18 protein-coding genes are annotated in these 20,949 nt (G+C 53.9%); 12 read left to right on the forward strand and 6 right to left on the reverse strand.

The window, feature by feature from the left end:
- Window positions 1-99: 99 nt before the first annotated feature.
- From NGM62_RS02595 to NGM62_RS02615, 5 genes are read left to right on the forward strand one after another with little or no spacing between them, the layout of a single operon-like run.
- A complete protein-coding gene (locus NGM62_RS02595; protein ID WP_262245631.1) occupies window positions 100-795 on the forward strand; it encodes a response regulator transcription factor in 696 nt (231 codons plus the stop codon).
- A complete protein-coding gene (locus NGM62_RS02600; RefSeq protein WP_262245632.1) occupies window positions 792-2,150 on the forward strand; it encodes a sensor histidine kinase in 1,359 nt (452 codons plus the stop codon). Before NGM62_RS02595 ends, NGM62_RS02600 begins: the two co-directional genes overlap by 4 nt.
- 58 nt (window positions 2,151-2,208) lie before the next feature.
- The gene (locus NGM62_RS02605) at window positions 2,209-3,519 is read left to right on the forward strand and encodes a TolC family protein (protein WP_262245633.1); all 1,311 of its coding nucleotides are present in this window, start codon (window positions 2,209-2,211) and stop codon (window positions 3,517-3,519) included.
- 15 nt (window positions 3,520-3,534) lie between these two features.
- Window positions 3,535-4,626 carry an efflux RND transporter periplasmic adaptor subunit gene (locus NGM62_RS02610; RefSeq protein ID WP_262245634.1) on the forward strand — a complete coding sequence of 364 codons (1,092 nt, stop codon included), beginning with the start codon at window positions 3,535-3,537 and terminating at the stop codon, window positions 4,624-4,626.
- Window positions 4,623-7,721: an efflux RND transporter permease subunit gene (locus NGM62_RS02615; RefSeq protein ID WP_262245635.1), complete on the forward strand. Its 3,099-nt coding sequence runs from the start codon at window positions 4,623-4,625 to the stop codon at window positions 7,719-7,721. The genes NGM62_RS02610 and NGM62_RS02615 overlap by 4 nt, the downstream gene beginning before the upstream one ends.
- A gap of 9 nt (window positions 7,722-7,730) precedes the next feature.
- Here the strand turns inward: NGM62_RS02615 and NGM62_RS02620 are convergent, their stop codons facing one another.
- Genes NGM62_RS02620 through NGM62_RS02630 form a run of 3 tightly spaced genes read right to left on the reverse strand, consistent with a single transcriptional unit; the run spans window position 7,731 to window position 10,266 of the window.
- The gene (locus tag NGM62_RS02620; RefSeq protein ID WP_262245636.1) at window positions 7,731-8,726 is read right to left on the reverse strand and encodes an MlaD family protein; all 996 of its coding nucleotides are present in this window, start codon (window positions 8,724-8,726) and stop codon (window positions 7,731-7,733) included.
- A 2-nt stretch (window positions 8,727-8,728) separates the two neighbouring features.
- Window positions 8,729-9,502 (reverse strand): ABC transporter ATP-binding protein, encoded by a 774-nt coding sequence (locus tag NGM62_RS02625; protein ID WP_262245637.1) that lies wholly within the window; start codon window positions 9,500-9,502, stop codon window positions 8,729-8,731.
- A complete protein-coding gene (locus tag NGM62_RS02630) occupies window positions 9,502-10,266 on the reverse strand; it encodes an MlaE family ABC transporter permease (RefSeq protein WP_262245638.1) in 765 nt (254 codons plus the stop codon). Before NGM62_RS02630 ends, NGM62_RS02625 begins: the two co-directional genes overlap by 1 nt.
- A 193-nt stretch (window positions 10,267-10,459) precedes the next feature.
- Between NGM62_RS02630 and NGM62_RS02635 the strand changes: the two genes are divergently transcribed.
- The 4 genes from NGM62_RS02635 (at window position 10,460) to NGM62_RS02650 (ending at window position 14,582) form a co-directional block, all read left to right on the forward strand.
- The gene (locus NGM62_RS02635) at window positions 10,460-11,791 is read left to right on the forward strand and encodes a DUF6600 domain-containing protein (protein ID WP_262245639.1); all 1,332 of its coding nucleotides are present in this window, start codon (window positions 10,460-10,462) and stop codon (window positions 11,789-11,791) included.
- A gap of 123 nt (window positions 11,792-11,914) precedes the next feature.
- Window positions 11,915-12,670, forward strand: a complete 756-nt coding sequence (locus NGM62_RS02640; protein WP_262245640.1) for an SGNH/GDSL hydrolase family protein — start codon at window positions 11,915-11,917, stop codon at window positions 12,668-12,670.
- A 23-nt stretch (window positions 12,671-12,693) separates the two neighbouring features.
- Window positions 12,694-13,857 (forward strand): nicotinate phosphoribosyltransferase, encoded by a 1,164-nt coding sequence (gene pncB, locus NGM62_RS02645; RefSeq protein ID WP_262245641.1) that lies wholly within the window; start codon window positions 12,694-12,696, stop codon window positions 13,855-13,857.
- 23 nt (window positions 13,858-13,880) lie between these two features.
- Window positions 13,881-14,582 carry a class I SAM-dependent methyltransferase gene (locus NGM62_RS02650; RefSeq protein ID WP_262245642.1) on the forward strand — a complete coding sequence of 234 codons (702 nt, stop codon included), beginning with the start codon at window positions 13,881-13,883 and terminating at the stop codon, window positions 14,580-14,582.
- 8 nt (window positions 14,583-14,590) lie between these two features.
- On the opposite strand, the gene serS is transcribed toward NGM62_RS02650, so the two are convergent.
- Window positions 14,591-15,862 (reverse strand): serine--tRNA ligase, encoded by a 1,272-nt coding sequence (gene serS / locus NGM62_RS02655; protein ID WP_262245643.1) that lies wholly within the window; start codon window positions 15,860-15,862, stop codon window positions 14,591-14,593.
- Window positions 15,863-15,898: 36 nt separating this feature from the next.
- Between serS and rsmI the strand changes: the two genes are divergently transcribed.
- From rsmI to NGM62_RS02670, 3 genes are all read left to right on the forward strand, one after another.
- Window positions 15,899-16,567: a 16S rRNA (cytidine(1402)-2'-O)-methyltransferase gene (gene rsmI, locus NGM62_RS02660; protein ID WP_262245644.1), complete on the forward strand. Its 669-nt coding sequence runs from the start codon at window positions 15,899-15,901 to the stop codon at window positions 16,565-16,567.
- Window positions 16,568-16,630: 63 nt separating this feature from the next.
- The gene (locus NGM62_RS02665; RefSeq protein ID WP_262245645.1) at window positions 16,631-17,638 is read left to right on the forward strand and encodes a LacI family DNA-binding transcriptional regulator; all 1,008 of its coding nucleotides are present in this window, start codon (window positions 16,631-16,633) and stop codon (window positions 17,636-17,638) included.
- A gap of 49 nt (window positions 17,639-17,687) precedes the next feature.
- A complete protein-coding gene (locus NGM62_RS02670) occupies window positions 17,688-19,310 on the forward strand; it encodes an ABC-F family ATP-binding cassette domain-containing protein (protein ID WP_262245646.1) in 1,623 nt (540 codons plus the stop codon).
- An 11-nt stretch (window positions 19,311-19,321) separates the two neighbouring features.
- Here NGM62_RS02670 and NGM62_RS02675 read toward each other — a convergent pair whose 3' ends face one another.
- Window positions 19,322-19,885 carry a hypothetical protein gene (locus NGM62_RS02675; RefSeq protein WP_262245647.1) on the reverse strand — a complete coding sequence of 188 codons (564 nt, stop codon included), beginning with the start codon at window positions 19,883-19,885 and terminating at the stop codon, window positions 19,322-19,324.
- 6 nt (window positions 19,886-19,891) lie between these two features.
- A complete protein-coding gene (holA, locus tag NGM62_RS02680) occupies window positions 19,892-20,896 on the reverse strand; it encodes a DNA polymerase III subunit delta (RefSeq protein WP_262245648.1) in 1,005 nt (334 codons plus the stop codon).
- Window positions 20,897-20,949 lie beyond the last annotated feature (53 nt).

The following is a 20,949-nucleotide window of genomic DNA, read 5'->3' on the forward strand; positions in this document are numbered from 1 at the left end:
ATTTTTTCGTAGCGTTTAGAATGGCTCACGGAGATGTAAGCCATAGTTTCCCTAACGGCCGTCATTGCCGTTTGAGATGAAAACATTATCTTCGGCTGCATGACGATCTTGCTGGTAGAAGACGACACCCGCATCAGTGATTTTGTAATCAAGGGTCTGGAAGAAGCCGGGCACACGGTAACCCTGGCCGCCTCGGCCGAGGTGGCCAGGACATACATCAATGAGCAGGAGTGGGACATCATCCTTATGGATATCATGTTGCCGGGGATAGATGGCGTACAGCTTACGAAACTGATTCGTTACCGACGAAACCAGACCCCTATCCTCGTATTGAGCGCACTGGACTCCGCAGACAACAAGGTAGATGCCCTGGATAGTGGGGCTGACGACTACTTGGTAAAGCCCTTCCATTTCAACGAGTTGTTATCGCGAATAAATGCGTTGATCCGACGTGCTACGCTGGCACACCGGTCTGACAGGGAGGGGCTAAGCAGCGGACCACTACTGGTCAACGTGGACGAACACCGGGTCACGGTGCACGGTGAACAGGTTGATCTTTCGCCAAAGGAATACAAATTGTTAGTCTATTTCCTGGAACATCCGAACCGGGTTATCGCGCGCACCCAGCTACTCCGCGCGGTGTGGGGCATCGACTTTGAAAACAGCACAAACGTGGTGGATGTGTACATTTCATACCTTCGTGGCAAGATCGAACGGCCTGGGACCAAATTCATCCATACGGTAAAAGGGGCCGGATATCTCTGGAAAGCACCTACCCATAATCAAGACCAATGACCCTCCGCAACCGGCTTACGCTCATTTCATCACTGACGTTCGGCGTGGTTTTCGCGTTCGCAGGGTTTGTGGTTTACTACACGTTCCAAGTCACGTCCGAACGTATCATTTTCAGTGAGCTGCAGAAAACAGGCTTGCTATCGGCCATGTTTTACCTCGATGAAGACGAATTATCGACACGCGAACATAACCGTATCCGGGCTGATTTCGAAGCGGAAATGCAGCAGACCGACGTAAAGGTATACGATGGAGAAAATCAACTTCGATATGGAAACGGCCAATCGACGGTACAGGTAACAACGGCCACGCTCCAGCGTGCCCGGGAAGAAGGCCGACTGCAATTCAGGACGGGCGAAAACTATTTTTACATCCTCCATTACCCGGATAACCAAGGGGATTTCGTCGTAGTCGTTGCTTCGAGCAACACATTCTTCCTCTCCCAACGCACGCAACTGTTGGCCATGATGGGAATCGCACTTGGAACCGGGCTTATCATCATTTTCTTACTGAGCCGTTGGCTTTCCCGGCTTGCTTACCAACCGATCTCTTCCGTCATCGATCAAGTGACCCGACTGCAAGCAGACAACCTCGATACCGCACTGACGCTTCCACATGCGAAGGACGAGCTCCACGACCTCGTCAGCACGTTCAATGGCTTATTGAGCCGCCTGGCCGATACCTTCGTGATCCAGAAAAATTTCATCAATTACGTGTCCCACGAGTTTAAGACGCCGCTGGCCGCCATTACCGGAAACCTGGAAGTGTTCGGCAAAAAAGACCGCACACCCGCCGAGTACCATCAGGTCTGCCAAACCGTGTTGGTACAGGCCTCGCAATTGGAGCGTATCCTGAACAACCTGATGATACTGGCAGGCCTCCGAGACGATCCCTTACGTAATGCTACCTACCGTGTCGACGACATGTTGTGGGAAGTGCTGGACCGGATATTCGAGCGCTGGCCCGCTGCGAAACAGCTGATAAAGGTAAATATGTCGGTTTCGCAGCCGGAGCAGTTAATAACCACAGGCAACGGCAACCAACTGCAATTGGCGGTGTTTAATCTCGTTGACAACGCCGTTAAATATGCAGACGGCCGCACCGTTTCAATCAAGCTCGACCAGCGTGGGCAATCCCTTCGGCTCACCATCAAGGATAACGGCCGTGGCATTGCCGCGGAAGAGCTGGCGTCTGTATACCAGCCCTTTTACAGAGGCAGCAACATCGGCGACACCAAGGGAAGTGGCATCGGCCTCTCGCTCGCCGTACTCATCTGCAAACAGAACGGCGTGGCCTTTTCATTGACGTCCGAAGCGGACCGCGGGACAACCGCCATGCTGGAGTTTGGTCAACTCTAATCCCCCGTTAAGGCCATTCTAATGTTGCGGGATTACCTTTGCCGCAATACGATCGACCATGTGCTATAAAAACGTGAAAATAACGGTATTGGGTGTATTGTGCTGCTTTGCCACCACCATCCGTATCCAAGCAGCCTTGCCAGACACGTTGATGCTGCACCCTGCGGAAGCCGAGGTAATCTTTCTGGAAAACAACCTGAAACTATTGGCAGGGAAACTGGGAATCGATGAAGCGAAAGCAAGGGTTATCCAAGCCAAACGTTGGCCAAACCCTACCCTTTCCATCGGCGAAATCAACGGATGGGCGAACGCGGGATCGGAAAATCTCGGACGGCTAGCCGGTAGATGGGGCAACCATGCCCAAGTGGCCGTTGATATCGAACAATTGATCCAGATCGCCGGAAAACGGAGAAAGCTGATCGCTATTGAAGAGACGGGGCTACGGCTAGCCGAACAGGAATTTGACATACTGCTGCGCAGCTTACAGGTCGAATTGCGTGCCCAGCTCGCATCACTACGTCATACACAGGGCCGCGTTGTTATCTATGAGCGCGTGTTAGCGGAGCAGCAGCGGCTCTTGAGCGGCTACGAACGGCAACTGAAGCAAGGGAATGTGGGGCGCGGGGATTATGTGCGTTTGAAAGCGTCTGTGGTAACATTACAACGTGCGTTAGACGATGTCCGTGCGGAAAACCGCAACGTGCAACGGGCACTGAGAAACCTCCTGGGGTTTGCTCCGCCCCTGGCCGTTAAGGTGACCGGAGAACGGCCAATGACACCGCCGGCCTCGATTATCAACGCACTGACGGCCGACACAATCGCACAATGGGTTTATCAATACCACGCCGCGCTGCAACCCCTGCAGACGAACATCACCCAGGCCGAGCAACGACTGCGTTTACAAAAGGCAAATCGTACCCCGGATCTGACGGTTGCAGTGGGGTATGACCGCGGGGGAAGCATTATGCGCGACTTTATCGGCGTTGGCATATCCATGGACCTGCCGCTCTTCAACCGCAACCAAGAGCAGATCAAGGTCGCCCGCTTGGAAGTGGAACGGCGGCGGCTGGACCTGGAATACACACGAAACCAAGTAACCGGTACAGCGATCGGTGCGTGGCAGGACCTGCTAGCCACCGTTAAGCGCGCCGAGCAGCTTGGAGGGCGGTATAACGCAGACATCGACACCGTCTTACAGGGATACCGCAACAGCTTTAGCGAACGGAACACCAGCTTACTGGAATACCTCGATTTTCTCGACGCATACCTCGCCACCAAAGACCTTTTGCTTGAAACGGATAAGCAGCTTTTAACCCAATACGAAACTCTCCGATACTACGTCGGGGACCGGCTCCCGGCACTAGAATAACGAAAAAATAAACTCATGAATTGTAGGTCAATAACATACCGCTGGATTTTGCTGGCTTTCGTGGCCATAACCGCATGCAGCCCCGGCCGACAACCGGCAGTGGAACAGGCAGAAGCATTTTGCCTCAGCGAAAACTTACGTAATGAATTGGTTGTAGACACCTTGCGGGAACGAGCCGCGACCCAGCACATCCAGCTGACCGGAGAAGTCTCGTATAATCCTGAAAAGGTGGTGCAGTTTGTAAGTTGGATAGCTGGAGTCGCTGTAAAGACGAACTTTCTCCTCGGCGACTATGTAAAAAAAGGACAAACACTCGCCGTCATAAACAGCCCCCAGCTCCGTACGCTACTTGCCGAGCAACAACGTCTCGAGTCCCAGCGGAATGTACTTGAACGTGAATACGTGGCGGCACAAGGGATGTTTGACGATCAGATTACGTCCGAACGGGAATTACTGGAAGCCAAGGCTACACTCGATGCGCTCCATGCCGAGCTCGCTTCGGTGACAGCCAATCTCGCGTTATTCCACCCCGACACTGAACAGGGGCTTTTCGAAATCCGTGCCCCAGCGGACGGTTACATTGTCGAAAAAAACATCAACCCCGGCACCCCGATTAACGAGGGCGACAACCTATTTACCGTATCCGGACTCGATGATGTGTGGGTGATGGCCAATGTGTACGCTACCGACATGCAGTTTGTACGAGCAGGCATGGATGTGCAGATACGCACCTTGGCATATCCCGGGGCGGTATTCCATGGGCAGATAGCTGCGCTACCACTCGTATTTGACAAGAACGAGCGTGTACTAAAGGCCCGTATCACCATCGGGAACGACGGGCTTCGGCTCAAGCCCGGCATGTCTGCCGATATCACGGTTGAAAAGCGCAGCGACGATACCGCCGTCGCACTACCGGCCGATGCTGTAATTTTTGACGACAACCAATACTTCGTGGTGGTGTATCGCGGCGATTGCGATCTACAACTCCGGCGTTTTTCCTTCGCTGCGCGCAATAGCGAATGGTATTTCGTGCGAGACGGGCTGGAAGCGGGCGAACGCGTAGTGACCAAAAACCACCTGCTCATCTACGAAAGGATTAAAGGATGAACAAAATCGTACAAGGGATTGTATCCTTCTCACTGAAGAACACATTCATCGTTTTCTTTTTCACGGCCGTGCTATTCGGTGTGGGCGTGTATTGTCTGGTACAAACCCCCATCGAGGCGTACCCCGATGTGACCAACACCCGGGCCCGGATCATCACCCAGTGGCCCGGCCGAAGCGCCGAAGAGGTCGAGAAGTTTGTCACCCTGCCCATTACAAAGGAGGTGAATACGATTCCGCGTAAAACGGAAGTCCGCTCCATATCCTTATTCGGCCTTTCGGTAGTAACCGTACTCTTTGAAGATGGCGTGGATGATTTTTTTGCCCAGCAGTATGCATCCAACCGGTTACAAGGGATCGACTTGCCCAGCGGCGTATCGGCCGATATTGAGCCGCCCTCCGGTGCGACAGGCGAGATTTTTAGGTATGTGGTGAAGAGCGATCTGCCGATCCGCGAAATAACGGCAATCCACGATTGGGTTATTGAACGCGAACTGGTAGCCGTTCCGGGGGTAGCGGACGTGGTGAGCTTCGGCGGAGAGGAAAAAACCTATGAAATCAAAATCAACCCGACCGAGCTGGTCAACTACGACCTATCGCCACTGGATGTCTATGAAGCGGTAAGTAAAAGTAATATCAATGTGGGCGGCGACGTGATCCAGCGGGGCGACCAGGCCTACGTGGTACGGGGTGTGGGGCTGCTTGATAAAATCGAAGACATCGAAAACATCCTTATCACCGTCAAAGGCAGTACGCCGATACTTGTTAAACACGTGGCACACGTGGAAATATCGGCTAAACCGCGGCTGGGGCAGGTCGGCTTACAAGACAACGACGACCTCGTACAGGGTATCGTCATCATGCTCCGGGGTGAAAACCCCGGTGCGGTTATCACACGCCTGAAAGCCAAAATCGATGAATTGAACGACCGGATCTTACCGGCAAATGTTGAGATCGAACCTTTTATCGACCGCACGGAATTGGTAGATGCGACGGTAAACACAGTTACCAGAAACCTGACTGAGGGCATCGTATTGGTATCGGCCATCGTGTTTATTTTCCTGTTCAACTGGCGTACCACCGTAATTGTAGCGTCGGTCATCCCGTTATCGTTCCTGTTCGCCATCATCATGCTACGCATCCAGGGGTTGCCGGCCAATCTGATTTCGATGGGTGCGTTGGATTTCGGCCTGCTTCTGGAAGGCACGCTGGTGATTGTAGAAAGTGTCTTTGTGGGGATGCGTAACCGCGCGAAACGCATGGGGATGGAACGATTCAACAACACTATCAAACTGGGCATCATTAAAAAGAGTATATCCAGTGTGGCTACGTATGTATTCTTTGCTCAGCTCATCCTGATCGTAGCCTTGCTACCCATATTTTCCTTTCAGAAGGTGGAGGGGAAAATGTTTGCGCCGCTCGCATTTACGTTGGGATACGCACTACTGGGTTCGCTCCTACTCAGCCTGACCTACGTGCCGGCCATGTGCAAGGCGCTCCTCCGGAAAAACATCCGGGAGCGGGAGAATAAAGTTTCCAGGGGATTCCATCTCGCTGCCACATGGCTGCTTTCATGGGGCCAGCGTAGACGTAAACTCGCGCTGGGCGGCTTTGCCGTATTGCTCGTCGTCTGTGTGGCACGCTTCGTTTTCTATGGGTCGGAATTTATCCCTAACCTCAACGAAGGGGCCATCTATGTACGGGCTACCTTACCCAACAGCATCAACCTCGATGAATCGGTGGAGCTGGCCCAGGCCATGCGCCAGCAATTGCGCTCCTTCGAAGAGGTCGAGTTCGTGATGAGCCAGGCCGGGCGGCCCAACGACGGGACCGACCCCACGGGGTTTTTCAATATCGAATTCCACATCCAGCTCCACCCCGAATCCGATTGGACACGGCGGATAACCAAGGACCAGTTACTTGGCGAAATGCGGGAAAAACTGGAAACATATCCCGGCATCAATTTCGGCTTCAGCCAACCCATCCAAGACAATGTGGAAGAATATGTCGCAGGGGTAAAAAGCGCCTTGGTCGTGAAGATCTTCGGTGACGACCTTTACCAATTGGAAGACCACGCCGGGCAAGTGGAACGTGTACTCGCCACGGTACCGGGTATTACCGACCTGACCGTCTACAAGAATATCGGCCTTCCGGAACTGCGCATCCAGCTACATGACCATAAAATGGCGCGCTACGCGGTAAACACGGCCGACGTGCAGGCCGTGGTAACTATGGCTATCGGCGGCCAGGCTGCCACCCAGTTTTATGAAGACGAACGTATTTTCGACGTACGTCTGCGGTTTCAGGAAACATACCGCGATGACGACGTCAAAATTGGAAATATCCTCATCCCTACTATGGATGGCAAATCCGTTCCGTTGCGGGAAATAGCAACCATCGGATTCCATACCGGCCCGGCGTTCATCTACCGTGAGGGGAGTAGCCGTTACATCGGCGTGGGCTTCAGCATCGAAGGCCGTGACCTCGGCAGCACCATTGCCGAGGCGCAGCGACGGGTATCCGAAACCGTCAATATCCCACGCGCGAACAGAATCGTTTGGGCCGGCGAATTCGAAAGCAAGGAACGGGCGACCCGCCAACTCGCCTTGGTGGTACCCGTGGTACTCCTGTTGATCCTCTTCTTACTGTATTTCAATTTCGGAAACTACAAGGACACGCTCGTGGCGGTGGGTGCTATCCCTTTTGCCTTTATCGGTGGATTTATATCGCTATGGGCTACGGGAACGGTCTTTGGCATATCGGCTGGGATTGGCTTTATTATCCTTTTCGGGGTGAATACCATCAGCGCCATCATCCTGGTGGCAGTGATGCGTTCCAACCTGCTGCAGAAAAAGATGCCGTTGCGGCAAGCCATACAGCTGGGGGTCGAAAGCCGCATCCGGCCCGTTGTCATGATTGCGTTGATGGGGTCGATGGGCCTGCTTCCCGCGGCGCTCTCAACCGGTATGGGATCTGAAATCCAGAAACCGCTTGCCATCATGATCGTGGGCGGATTGCCCATCTGTATGTTGCTATCGTTCACGGTTTTGCCACAGCTCTTCTATTTGGCATATCGGCGGAGCCATGCACCGGAATAAGCGAGCGCATCACGGATTGGTGTTATTAATTGAATCGCGCTCAGCCTTTCGGGCTTGTTTGCGGAAAAACCCACGGAACAGGAAGTTATGCTGTAGCGCTTCCATGTTCTGGTCGAGCTTCTCGGTACTTGTTTCGAGGTTTATCAATGTCTGCCTGATGTTTTCAGCGGCTTCCGGGTCGTTGAGGAGGACACCGATGGCGTTATCCTTGTCATCCAGCTTGCCGGCAGTTTGGTTGAGGTTACTCACCAGTGCCGACGCTGTTTGGGTGATACCCTGCAGCTCAGCCACAGCACCGCGGAGGTTCGCGTAGACCACGGTATCCGTCAGCAGGTCGTTGATCAGTGTACCTTCGGCATTCAGCTTGGTGGTCAACTGGTTGAGTGCTGCCGATGCCTGAGCCGTGTTGGCGGCCGTTTGGTTCAGGTTGCTGATCATCTGCTTGACCTGGAGAGCCATCAACGAGTCGGTCAACACCGCTCCCATTGTGCCTTCGCCACGCGCGATACGTCCGCTGATTTCGCCGAAGTTACGCGTAATCTCCACGAGGTTCTCATTATTGACCTGCAACGTGGCCATCATGGCATCCAGGCCGCCGGCTTCCGCTGCCTGTAGCACATCACCGTCCTCGATGGCCGGCACATCACTGCTCCCCCCCTTGATGACAATCAGCTTGTTGCCGATGAAACTTTCCGATCCGATTTCGGCCACGGCATCTTTGCGGATGTACTCGCGCGACGACGCCTCGATAACCATCGCTATTTCCACATCCTGCAGGTTCTTAAAACGGATGCTTTTGATCGTTCCGATTTTGACACCCGAAAACCATACGTTGTTGCCCGGTTTCAGTCCGCTGACATCATCAAAAACAGTGGTTACCGTAACGGTCTTTGAAAAACGGTTTTGCTGTCCGCCGAGCACCAGGATGCCGGCCACCAGGATGATAATCCCGATCAGCACAAACAACCCAACAATCACCGAACGTCTATTTTCACTCGCACTCATAGTTAATTGATAAAATTGTAGTCATGAAACGGCTTTACGCGGCCGTCGTCTGTATCAAAAATCTGATCGAAACTTCCCTCACGTTCAAACCGGCCATCCAGCAGCATCACGATACGGTCGCCCACGCTTTTGGCACAAGCGAGGTCGTGCGTGATGATGATCGACGACGTCTTGTACTTTTCCTGCACCTCATTGATCAGTCCGTTGATCTCGATACAGGTGATGGGGTCGAGGCCGGCGGTCGGCTCGTCATACAGCATGATCTCGGGCCTCAGGATCAGCGTGCGGGCAATCCCGATACGCTTACGCTGTCCGCCCGACAGCTCTGAAGGCATCTGGTTCAGCGTATGCAATAACCCTACCCCATCTAATACGTCTTCCACTTCATAGTTAATTTCCTTTCGCGAAAGGTGGCGTTTGTTCCTCACGAGCGGGAACTCCAGGTTCTCACGTACGGTCATACTATCATACAATGCACTATTCTGGAAGGAAAAGCCGATTTTCAGCCGCAGCTCCTGCAACGCTTTCTCATCGAGCTCATCCACATGCTCGCCCAGCACCTCAATGGTGCCCGCGTCGGGCTTCAACAGCCCCGATATCAGCTTGATAAGCACCGACTTACCAGTGCCTGAGCGCCCCAATACCACAAGGTTCTCACCATCGAACAGATCCAGGTCGACTCCGTGCAGCACATGCAGGTCGCCGAATGATTTGCTCACGTTACGCACGGTGATCACCCGCTTGTCGTAGTTGATATGTCCTCCTGTTTTTAACATTATGCCCGCATTGCTTGGATAATCTGCACAATGAGTATTTCTTCAATAAACACCAGAAACATCGACATGACCACGGCCCAATTGGCCGCACGACCCACCCCCTCGGTCCCTTTCGACGAATGGTAGCCTTGGTAACAGCCCACGATTCCGATCGTAAATCCGAATACGACAGCCTTCAGCACCAACGAAAACACGTCGAGGAAGGTCACCGCGTCGAATACTTGGTCGAAATATACCCGGAAGCTCGTATTTTCGACCTGGTTGACGCTGAGGAATGCCCCCAGCAGGCCTACCGCCGCCGTATAAAAAGACAGTATGGGTATACCGATGGTGGTAGCCAATACCCTGCTCACCACTAGGAATTTGAATGGGTTGGTGCCCGATACCTCCATAGCATCGATCTGCTCGGTCACTTTCATCGAACCCAGCTCAGCACCAATCTGCGAACCAACCTTGCCGGATGCAATCAATGCAGTGACCAGCGGGGCCAGCGCCCGGATGATGGCGATGGATATCAATGCCGGCAACCAGGATGTAGCACCGAATTCGGCAAGAGACGGGCGCGACTGGTTAGTGAATACCACCCCCGTGATAAAGCCGGTAAGCGAAATCAACGGTAGGGATTTCCACCCTATTTCATAACATTGCCTGATGATTTCCTTAAATTCGTACGGCGGGCGAAATACCTCTCGAAAGAACCGCATCACAAACCGGTGGATATTGGCCAGTTCGACGAGGGTGCGCTGTATCTTCTTTTTTACCATCCGGATATTTTGGCTGCAAACTTAGCTAAAATGCTGTTAATTTCCCTATGTAAACGCAGATTTAGCCAAATTGTTCTGCAACTTTAACAACGCAATCCAACCATCTTCCGGAGGCCCGATTAAACCATCGGGGTACAGGCGCAGTCATACCTACACAACGAACAAGAGTGTTTCACCTTTAAAATAGCAGGTCATGAAAACGATTAAAAAAACCGGACTAACGCTACTAACCGCAATTGCTTTCTTAGTAATTGCCGCAACAAGCACCGTGAAAGCCCAGCCCGGCATGAGTGTTTCGTTCCAATTATTTTACGACGAACTGGCACCTTACGGTGAGTGGATAAACGACCCGGAATACGGATATATCTGGCTTCCGGATGCGGAGCCAGGCTTCCAGCCCTATGCTACCAACGGCTATTGGGTGATGACCAGCTATGGAAACACTTGGGTATCCAACTATTCCTGGGGATGGGCGCCCTTCCATTACGGCCGCTGGGCGTATACCGATTATTACGGTTGGGCTTGGGTGCCCGGTTACGAATGGGGGCCTGCATGGGTAGGCTGGCGCAGTGGCGGCGGTTACTACGGCTGGGCACCGCTCGGCCCCCGCATGAGCATTAATGTCCATATCGGCATCCCGCACCATCACTGGGTATTCGTACCTCAGCGCTACATTGCCAGCCCGCGGTTGTACAGCTACTATGCGCCCTACCGCAACCGGGTGCGGATATACAACAACACTACCATCATCAACAACACGTATGTTTACAATAACCGTACGTATGTAAGCGGCCCTCGCCGGAGCGAAATCGAACGCGCAACCGGCAACCGGGTGGCGGTCCGGGAGATCAACCGGGCTTCACGCCCCGGTCGGGCAGCTGTAGATAGCCGCTCTGTCAGCCTTTACCGCCCGGATGTAGACCGCAATAGCCAGTCGTCTGCACGGCCCGCACGCGTTGCAGATGCCTCGACGGTGCGCGCAGCCAACCGTGCAACAAGTGGACGTACAGCCACGGCTCAGACTACAGGAAACAGGGGTACTGCCACGGTTACACGCAGCGCCACTTCGAACAACGCCGATAACCGCAATATACGGTCGGCAAGCAGCCGCAACACAACGGCGACCCGATCAAACAGCAACCGCGAAGCTGTACGTAACAATGGCAGTAGCCGGGGGGGCGGCACAGTAACCGTACCGGCAACCCGTACAAAGGCCACTACGCAGACCACGAATTCGGCGCGTAACGCAAGTAGCACCACCAACCGTGCTGCTACACCTACGGCAAGAACGCGGTCGACATCCAGCACGCAACGGGCAACGCGCCCCACGGTGAACCAAAGCAACCGGGCACCTAGGCAGGCGCAACAGACCACGCCGACACGGACCCGCAGCACTACGGTGAAGAGCCAAACCTCGTCATCGCGTCCGAAAGTATCAACAAGCAGCCGCTCGCAAAATAGCCGTAGCAGTGCGACGCGCAGTAATACTACCGAGCGGAAGGGCTCATCAGGCAGAGGCCGCTAATAAGCCCCCGCCTGAATACCATCATTGAAGCATAACAATAACCCGTCCCCCGATCTGGCGAGACGGGTTATTTTTTTCCGCATAAATCCCTACCTTTGGAACTGTCAAAACCAAATAACGACCATGGATAACAGCAGAAGAAAATTTTTAGGAACCTCGCTAACCGGCGCAGCGATGGCTATCAGCTTGCCCGAAATCGTAAAGGCAGCCATCGCACCGACCGCCGCCGCACCGAAAATCCGGATTACGGACAATGATGTCATCCTGTTTCAGGGCGACTCGATTACGGATGCCGGCAGGGACAAAGAAAACACATCGCCCAACAACAGCCGCGCCCTGGGAGCAGGCTACGCCATGCTGGCCGCCGCCAAACTGCTGCATACACATGGACCGAAACAGCTCTCCATTTACAACAAGGGCATCAGCGGCAACAAGGTACACCAACTCGACGCACGCTGGGATGCCGATTGTATTGCGATAAAACCAGATATCCTCAGCATACTGATCGGGGTTAACGACTACTGGCACACGCTTTCGGGCAACTACGATGGCACCATCCAAGTGTATCGCGACGATTACCGGAAACTGCTCGACCGCACGATAAAAGCACTCCCCAACGTGAAACTGATTATCGGCGAGCCCTTCGCAGTGAACAACGTGAAAGCTGTCACCGATGCATGGTTTCCAGCATTCGACGAATACCGTGCGGCGGCACGCGAGATAGCCAATGAATACGGTGCGGCATTCATCCCCTACCAGCGGGTATTTGATGAAGCCGCGAAAAAAGCACCTTCCTCTTATTGGACCGGCGATGGCGTGCACACAACGCTGGCTGGGGCGCAGTTGATGGCCGAGGCTTGGCTGCAAACGGTTAGGTAATGGGTAATTGATAGTGGACCGAAATGATTAACTCCATTCTGGATAACGACTTTTACAAATTCACCATGCAGCATGCGGTGATCAAGCTTTTCCCAAAGGCACGGGCGAAGTATCGGTTCATCAACCGTGGCGAGCATATGTTTCCACCGGGCTTCGCTTCAGCCTTGCAGGAGGCCATCGCGGAGTTGGCCAAGCTGCAACTGACCAACCGGGAGAAAGACTTCTTTGCAACCACCTGCCCGTACATCGACCCAACGTATTTCGACTTCTTGCAGGGGTACCGGTATGACCCCACGGAGGTGCGTATCGAGCAAAATGGGGGCGAATTGCATATTGCCATTGAAGGCTATTGGTACCGGACCATCCTCTGGGAGGTGCCCATCATGTCGTTGATTTGCGAACTGTATTATGAACTGACCAGCCAAGTGCGGCAGGGCGATGATGAGGTGGCGGAAAAGGCGCGGCAGAAAATAATGCGATACAAGCAGCTGGGCATCACAATCGCTGAGTTCGGCACGCGGCGGCGCCATTCCTATACGGCGCACCGGTTGGTCGTACAGGCGCTCCAGGCAGCCGGCGAAGGTACATTCATCGGCACGAGCAATGTCCACATGGCGATGCTCAACCAAACGAAACCCATCGGTACGCATGCCCACGAATGGTTTATGTTCCACGCTGCGAAATATGGCTTCAAAATGGCCAACCTCTTGGGGCTGGAACATTGGTCTGACGTTTACCGTGGCGACTTGGGCATCGCCCTGTCAGACACGTACACCACGGACGTGTTTTTCACGCAATTCGACAAAAAATTAACAAAGCTATTCGACGGCGTGCGGCACGACAGCGGCGACCCGTTGGAGTTCGCCGACAAGGCCATTGCCCATTATCAGCAAAACGGCATCGACCCCCGCTCGAAGACCATCATTTTCTCGGATGGGCTGGACGTGGAAAAGGTGACGCGAATCGCCGAATATTGCCGCGGCCGGATCGGCATCTCCTTCGGTATCGGAACCAATTTCACCAATGACGTAGGCTTGCCGCCTATGAATATTGTGATTAAGATGGTTGAAGCGTACCCCGAAGAGGCCCACTGGACACCGGTCATCAAACTTTCTGATAAGCCGGGCAAGCATACAGGCGACGAAAACATGATTGCCCTGGCCAAGCAGATCCTTGAAATCCCTTAACCACAATATTTCCCGGATTACGTATGTCACTCGATGTTCTAGGCCAAGCCCTCCATGATTACCTGCGAGGGTCCCGTGGCGATAAGCTACTAACTCACACCAGCTTCGGCGGCATCGAAGAGATGCCCGTGGCCGAGTTTTTCCGGCAGCCTTTTGATTTTCCGGAGCTGGAACATATCGCACTATCGTTGTGCGACGGGCGGGTATTGGATGTAGGTGCAGGTGCGGGTAGTCATGCGCTGCTCCTGCAGCAGCGCGGCATAGACGTCACCGCATTGGAGCGCTCACCGCTAGCCTGCGAGGTCATGCGCGCGCGTGGTGTGAAACGGGTTATCAACGCCGACTTCTTCGAGTACCAAGGCGGACGGTACGACACGCTCCTGTTTCTGATGAACGGCATCGGTGTGGCGGGTAGCATCGATGGACTAACAGCCCTGCTCAACCACTGCAAAACGTTGCTGACCCCAGGCGGCCAACTGCTTTTCGACTCGTCTGACATTGCTTACCTTTATGCCGACGGTACCGTGGATAAACCCACGGGCTACTACGGCGAAATCCAATACCAGTATGCCTACAGGGGTGCACGCAGTGCACCTTTCGGTTGGCTGTTTATCGATCAGGAAACCCTTATCAGCATTGCGCAGCCCTTGGGTTGGGTGGTACAGATCCTTTTTGAAGACGGGCACGACCAATACCTGGCCCGGATGGAGATGATTGAGTGTTAACGTCTGATTTAGTCGATCCACTCGAAGCCAGTATACGGCACCAATACATCCGGCACTTTGATGCCTTTATCCGTTTGGTTGTTTTCCAAAACGGAAGCGACTATCCGGGGCAGTGCCAATGCGCTTCCATTAAGGGTATGGGCCAGTTGCGTTTTGCCACCTTCTTCCTTAAACCGCACTTTGAGCCGGTTGGCCTGGTAGGTTTCGAAATTCGACACCGAAGACACCTCCAGCCAGCGTTGCTGCGCCGCACTCCATACCTCCATATCATAAGTGAGTGCGGAGGTAAAGCCCATATCGCCGCCGCAGAGCCGCAGTACGCGGTACGGCAGCTCAAGTGCCTGCAACAAGGACTGCACGTATAAGCTCATTTCTTCCAGCACGGCATACGATTTATCGGGATGGACAATCTGCACCACCTCTACCTTATCGAACTGGTGCAGGCGGTTGAGCCCGCGCACATGGGCACCGTATGACCCCGCTTCGCGGCGGAAACAGGGGGTATAGGCGGTATGCTTAATCGGGAAATCACTTTCCTTAACGATGGTATCACGGTACATGTTTGTAACGGGCACCTCGGCCGTGGGGATGAGGTACAGGTCGTCCACACCCACGTGGTACATCTGCCCTTCCTTGTCGGGTAGCTGGCCGGTGCCGAAGCCCGAGGCTTCATTGATGAGTATGGGGGGCTGCACTTCCCCATATCCGGCTTTTCCGGCTTGGTCGAGGAAATAATTGATCATGGCACGCTGCAACTGCGAACCTTTGCCTTTATATACCGGGAACCCCGATCCCGTTATTTTGGTGCCCAACTCAAAGTCGATGATATCATACTTGGCCGCCAACTCCCAATGAGGTAACGCACCCTCCGGCAGATCCGGTTGCCGGCCATGCTCCAGCACTACTTCATTGTCATCGGCCCCCACCCCTGCCGGCACCGACTGGTGTGGCAGGTTGGGGATCAGCACCAGCTTTTCGTACAGTTCGGCTTCCACCGCAGCCAGCTCATCGGCCAATTTCTTATGTTGCTCCTTATAGCCGCCCGATTGCGCCTTTGCGGCCTCCGCCTCTTCGCGGTTGCCCTGGCGCATCAGCTCACCGATGCGGCGCGCCGCCGCATTTGCTGCCGCTGCGATCGAGTCGGACTCGGTCTGTACCTGCCTACGGCGTTCATCCAACGCAATCACTGCATCCACTAGCTCCAGCGGCTGGAAGTTGCGGATGGCCAGGCGTTCAATCACTCGGTCGCGGTTTTCGCGGATATAATTAACTTGCAACATATTTTTATTTATTTTGTACCGGCAAAAATAGTAAAAATGCTCTATCTCGTACCCACCCCTGTCGGCAACCTTGAAGATATGACCATGCGGGCCATCCGCGTGCTCAAAGAAGCCGACTTCATCCTCGCCGAAGATACGCGAACGAGCGCTCCGTTGCTGAAGCATTTCGGCATCGCCGGGAAAGTGTTTGCCCACCACCAGCACAACGAACACAAGGCCGTAGCCGAGATCGTCCGCTTCTTGCAAGCCGGCAAAAAGGTGGCGCTGATATCCGACGCGGGCACACCAGCCATCTCCGACCCGGGGTTCCTACTGGTGCGGGAAGTGATCAAACATGGCTTGGAGGTGCAATGCCTGCCGGGTGCAACGGCTTTCGTACCAGCCTTGGTCGCCTCGGGCCTGCCGTGCGACCGGTTCTGCTTCGAGGGTTTTCTCCCGGTAAAGAAAGGACGGCAAACGCGGCTGAAATCCCTCGCCGGGGAAACCCGCACCCTGGTGTTTTATGAGTCGCCCCACCGCCTGATCAAAACACTCGATGAATTCATACAGGTATTCGGCGCAGAGCGCCCGGCCTCGGCCTCACGCGAGATCAGCAAACTGTATGAGGAAACCCGGCGCGGCACCCTACTCGATCTCAAGCTCCATTTCGGCACACACCCGCCCAAAGGCGAGTTCGTGGTCTGCGTACAGGGATACGGTGTGTAACCTACGATTACAGTTGCAAATCCCCGCAACTTTAGCTAAATTTGTGCAAACGAGATATAGGCCGTGTTCAAACCCATTACCATCAAAGATATTGCGCAGGCACTTGATTTATCACCATCAACGGTGTCGCGTGCACTCAGCGACAGCTACGAAATCAATGAAGAAACCAAGAAGCGGGTATTGGATTACGCCGAGCAGCACAACTACCGGCGCAACCCGATGGCGTCCAGCCTGCGCCATGGGCGCAGCTATTCCATCGGTGTGGTGGTATGCGAGGTAGCCAATAGCTTTTTCTCACAGGCGATAGACGGTATCGAATCGGTAGCCTACGGCAAGGGGTACCACGTCATCATCTCGCAGAGCCACGATGCCTACGAGCGCGAGGTGGTGAACATCCAGCACCTGGCCAACCGCGCTGTGGACGGCCTGCTGATTTCCATGTCGGCCGAAACGAAGGATTTCTCCCACATCGTGAAACTGCATGAGCAGGGGCTGCCCATCGTATTTTTCGACCGCATTATCGACACCTTCGAAACACATACCGTTACATCCAACAACAAATCGGGGGCACGGAGCGCGACACTATCGCTCATCGGCCGTGGCTTCAAGAAAATAGCCCATCTCGCCAATGCGCCGCACCTTTCCATCACCTTGGAACGTATGGAGGGGTATGAAGAGGCCTTGGAAAGCAACGGGATACCCCTCGACGAGTCGCTCATCCGCTATTGCCACCACGGCGGCCGTGTGCAGCAGGAAGTGGAAAATGCCGTTAAATACTTCCTCGATCTCGATGAAAAACCAGACGCCATTTTCGTGGCGAGCGACCGGCTGAGCATGGGTTGCCTCAGCGCTTACAATAAATTGGCGCCCGAAGAAGTACGTCCGGCCATCGCCGGCTTCTCCAATTCGGACGTGCTGGACCTTTTCCAGCCCGGCTTCACCTGTGTGCGGCAGCCAGCCTTTGAAATGGGACGGGTAGCCATGGAGATGCTCATCCTGCTGATAGAAAGCCGGTATCCCGTGTACGACTTTGAGAACGTCGTGCTGGATACGGAACTGATCGTACGGTAACCGCCGCCCGGCCTCGCAATTTCGCTTTTTAAACCGTACCTTTGCGCCCATGATTAATGTATCGAATCTTTCGCTCCGCTACGGTAAGCGGGTATTGTTTGAAGACGTCAACCTGAAATTCACCCCCGGCAATTGCTACGGCATCATCGGTGCCAACGGTGCGGGCAAATCCACGTTCCTCAAGATCATCTCGGGCGATGTGGACCCCACGACTGGGTCGGTAAGCTTCACGCCCGGCGAGCGCATGGCGGTACTCAAGCAAGACCACTACGCATTCGATGAGTATTCGGTCCTCGAAACGGTAATGATGGGCCATCAGGAGCTCTATGACATCATGAAAGAAAAGGATGCCATCTACGCCAAGGAAGATTTTTCGGATGCCGACGGCGAGCGCGCCGGTGAGCTGGAGGCCAAATTTGCGGAAATGGACGGCTGGAATGCTGAGAGCGATGCAGCTACATTGCTGAGCAACCTGGGCATCGATGAGAGCCTACATTATAAATTGGTAAAAGAACTGGACGGCAACCAGAAAGTACGCGTACTCCTGGCCCAGGCACTTTTCGGCAACCCAGACATCCTGCTGCTCGACGAGCCCACCAACGACCTGGACATCCACACCATCGCGTGGCTGGAAGACTTTCTGGCGGGCTACGAAGCTATCGTGTTGGTCGTATCCCACGACAGGCACTTCCTCGATTCCGTGTGTACCCATGTAGTCGACATCGACTTCGGCAAGATGACCATCTATACAGGAAACTATACCTTCTGGTACGAATCGAGCCAACTGGCCTTGAAACAACGTGCCGACCAGAATAAGAAGATGGAAGACAAGGTGAAGGAGCTGCAGGAATTCATCCGCAGGTTCAGTGCCAATGCGTCGAAATCGAAGCAAGCCACCAGCCGGAAAAAAGCACTCGAAAAGATCAACCTGGAAGAGATCAAACCTTCCAACCGTAAATACCCGGCCATCATGTTCAACACGATGGCGCGGGAAGCCGGCGACCAGATCCTGCACGTGGAGAAACTCGGTAAAACACTGAATGGGGAACCGCTGTTCAGCGACGTTAATTTCATGGTAAACAAGGGTGACAAAATTGCCATCCTTTCACAAAATAGCCTGGCCACCACAGCGTTATACGACATCCTTACTGGGCGCGACGGCGATTACGCCGGCAGTTTCAAATGGGGGGTCACGATTAGTGTGGCCGATATCCCGATGGATAACAGCCCGTATTTCGAAGGCAAATCGGAGAACCTGATCGACTGGCTTCGCGACTATTCCGCGGGCGACAAAGATGAGCAGTTCATCCGCGGCTTCCTGGGCAAGATGCTCTTTTCAGGGGAAGAGGTACTAAAAAAATGTTCCGTGCTATCCGGTGGTGAGAAAATGCGCTGTATGTTTTCGCGGATGATGCTGCAACAAGCCAATATGTTGCTGTTTGATGAGCCCACCAACCACTTAGACTTGGAGTCCATCACGGCACTCAACAATGGCATGGTCGATTTCCGCGGCAGCATCCTCTTTACCTCGCGCGACCACGAGCTTACGCAGACTGTGGCCAACCGCATCATCGAGCTGACGCCGAACGGCATCATCGACAAGCTGATGAGTTATGACGACTACATCAGCAGCGAGGCGGTGAAAGAGCAACGGGAAGCGATGTACGCCTAACATACCCGCTTTTAGTGCACAAACAACCCGACGGTAAGGAAAATACTGTGCTGGTAAAAGCCGTTGCTGCCCTGAAATCGGGAGTCGAACTGCTGGAAGCCATAGCCGGCGCTGAACAATAAATCCGAGCCATCCACCAGCATGTGCCCGTAGGTGACGCCTGCTTTGGCTACGAACCCCTTGAAATAATCAGCACCGATGCTGGGCGCATAACCCACATTGGCGAGCACACCGAACGTACCTAAGGGCGATACTTGCGCAATGGGGGCCCTGAAATCCGCGAATATCGGCAGTGTGTTGACCCGGCGGGTAGACCGGCTGCCATCTGCCAATGTACCCCGGCCACGGTAAACATCATTACCAATACCAAGCCCAAGATATTTACGGTCGAAAAAATTGCGGCCAAATGCAAATTGGAACTGGTACCCGTGCATCACGGATTGATCGCCGGTGGTGGCCATTCCGAAAATGCCGCCTGCCTGCAACAGCGTATAGGTGCCGCGGCGCTGCCCATGGGCGGAGAAACACATGCACGCCATTACAAATACGGCCAGTAAGGTATATTTCTTCATCATAATTCTTTAATAGAGAATCTTGTAAACCAACTCCTTCAACAGATCGCCCTGCTCCAGGTTGACCGCGTTCAGTCCTTTGGATTTCAAATCATATTCGCGTAGATGGCTCATGATATCAAACGTCTTCCGCCTATTGTAACTACGGGCGGCTATATCATATTCTCTTGTGAAAAACGGATGCACGCCCAGCTCGCGCGACAGTGCTTGGGGCGACTTATCCGGCAAATAATGGTACTTCAGCACTTTGGTGAAATAGCTTCCCATGGCACCCAATACCACAGGCATCGGGTTGCTCCGTGGATTGGCTGCAAAATAATCCACGATACGGAACGCCTTGACTACGTCCCGTTTAGCCAACGCTGTGGTGAGCTCAAAAACATTGAAATCTTTACTGATACCGATGTTGCGCTCGATGTCTTGCACGGCAATCTCCTGTTCTTTGGGCACATTAAGCATGAGCTTGTCGAGCTCATTGACCACTTTCGATAGGTCTGTACCGAGGTATTCGGCAACCATGGCCGCCGCTTGCGGGTGGATGCGCCAGCCCCGGGTGGTTACATAGCTATTTATCCAGGGTGCCACCTTATCGTCATACAGCTTTGGCGACTCCAGCACAACCCCGGCTTTCTCGGCCACTTTATAGACCTTCCGCCGCTTATCGAACTTACCGTGCTTATAGGCCAGCACGAGTACCGTGCTTTTCATCGGATTCTCCAGGTAAGCTACCAGCAGTTCGTCTTCCTTCCATTTCAGGTTCTGCGCCTCCTTGATGATAATCACTTGATAGTCGCTCATCATCGGATAGCGCCGGGCTGCACTCACAATCGTAGCGAAGTCGGTGTCCTTGCCATATAGCACCGTTTGGTCAAACCCCTTCTGCGCCTCTTCAAGCACGTGGGTTTCTACGCAGTCGCTCACCAGATCGATAGCATAAGACTCTTCACCGTGCAGCAGGTATACCGGCACGAGCTTCCGGGCTTTTATATCGGCTATGATTTTATTGGTATCCATTCTTTCGCTATCGATTTAGCACGCGGGCGGTGCGGATTTTACGCAGCTCTGCG

This window comes from Parapedobacter soli (genome assembly GCF_025460835.1).
Classification (GTDB): Bacteria; Bacteroidota; Bacteroidia; order Sphingobacteriales; family Sphingobacteriaceae; genus Parapedobacter; species Parapedobacter soli.

What these genes read in the sequence shown, in the direction of transcription:
- NGM62_RS02595 (WP_262245631.1), top strand. Translation starts at nt 100, where the DNA reads ATGACGATCTTGCTGGTAGAAGACGACACCCGCATCAGTGATTTTGTA.
- NGM62_RS02600 (WP_262245632.1), top strand. Translation starts at nt 792, where the DNA reads ATGACCCTCCGCAACCGGCTTACGCTCATTTCATCACTGACGTTCGGC.
- NGM62_RS02605 (WP_262245633.1), top strand. Translation starts at nt 2,209, where the DNA reads ATGTGCTATAAAAACGTGAAAATAACGGTATTGGGTGTATTGTGCTGC.
- NGM62_RS02610 (WP_262245634.1), top strand. Translation starts at nt 3,535, where the DNA reads ATGAATTGTAGGTCAATAACATACCGCTGGATTTTGCTGGCTTTCGTG.
- NGM62_RS02615 (WP_262245635.1), top strand. Translation starts at nt 4,623, where the DNA reads ATGAACAAAATCGTACAAGGGATTGTATCCTTCTCACTGAAGAACACA.
- NGM62_RS02620 (WP_262245636.1), bottom strand. Translation starts at nt 8,726, where the DNA reads ATGAGTGCGAGTGAAAATAGACGTTCGGTGATTGTTGGGTTGTTTGTG.
- NGM62_RS02625 (WP_262245637.1), bottom strand. Translation starts at nt 9,502, where the DNA reads ATGTTAAAAACAGGAGGACATATCAACTACGACAAGCGGGTGATCACC.
- NGM62_RS02630 (WP_262245638.1), bottom strand. Translation starts at nt 10,266, where the DNA reads ATGGTAAAAAAGAAGATACAGCGCACCCTCGTCGAACTGGCCAATATC.
- NGM62_RS02635 (WP_262245639.1), top strand. Translation starts at nt 10,460, where the DNA reads ATGAAAACGATTAAAAAAACCGGACTAACGCTACTAACCGCAATTGCT.
- NGM62_RS02640 (WP_262245640.1), top strand. Translation starts at nt 11,915, where the DNA reads ATGGATAACAGCAGAAGAAAATTTTTAGGAACCTCGCTAACCGGCGCA.
- pncB (WP_262245641.1), top strand. Translation starts at nt 12,694, where the DNA reads ATGATTAACTCCATTCTGGATAACGACTTTTACAAATTCACCATGCAG.
- NGM62_RS02650 (WP_262245642.1), top strand. Translation starts at nt 13,881, where the DNA reads ATGTCACTCGATGTTCTAGGCCAAGCCCTCCATGATTACCTGCGAGGG.
- serS (WP_262245643.1), bottom strand. Translation starts at nt 15,862, where the DNA reads ATGTTGCAAGTTAATTATATCCGCGAAAACCGCGACCGAGTGATTGAA.
- rsmI (WP_262245644.1), top strand. Translation starts at nt 15,899, where the DNA reads ATGCTCTATCTCGTACCCACCCCTGTCGGCAACCTTGAAGATATGACC.
- NGM62_RS02670 (WP_262245646.1), top strand. Translation starts at nt 17,688, where the DNA reads ATGATTAATGTATCGAATCTTTCGCTCCGCTACGGTAAGCGGGTATTG.
- NGM62_RS02675 (WP_262245647.1), bottom strand. Translation starts at nt 19,885, where the DNA reads ATGATGAAGAAATATACCTTACTGGCCGTATTTGTAATGGCGTGCATG.
- holA (WP_262245648.1), bottom strand. Translation starts at nt 20,896, where the DNA reads ATGGATACCAATAAAATCATAGCCGATATAAAAGCCCGGAAGCTCGTG.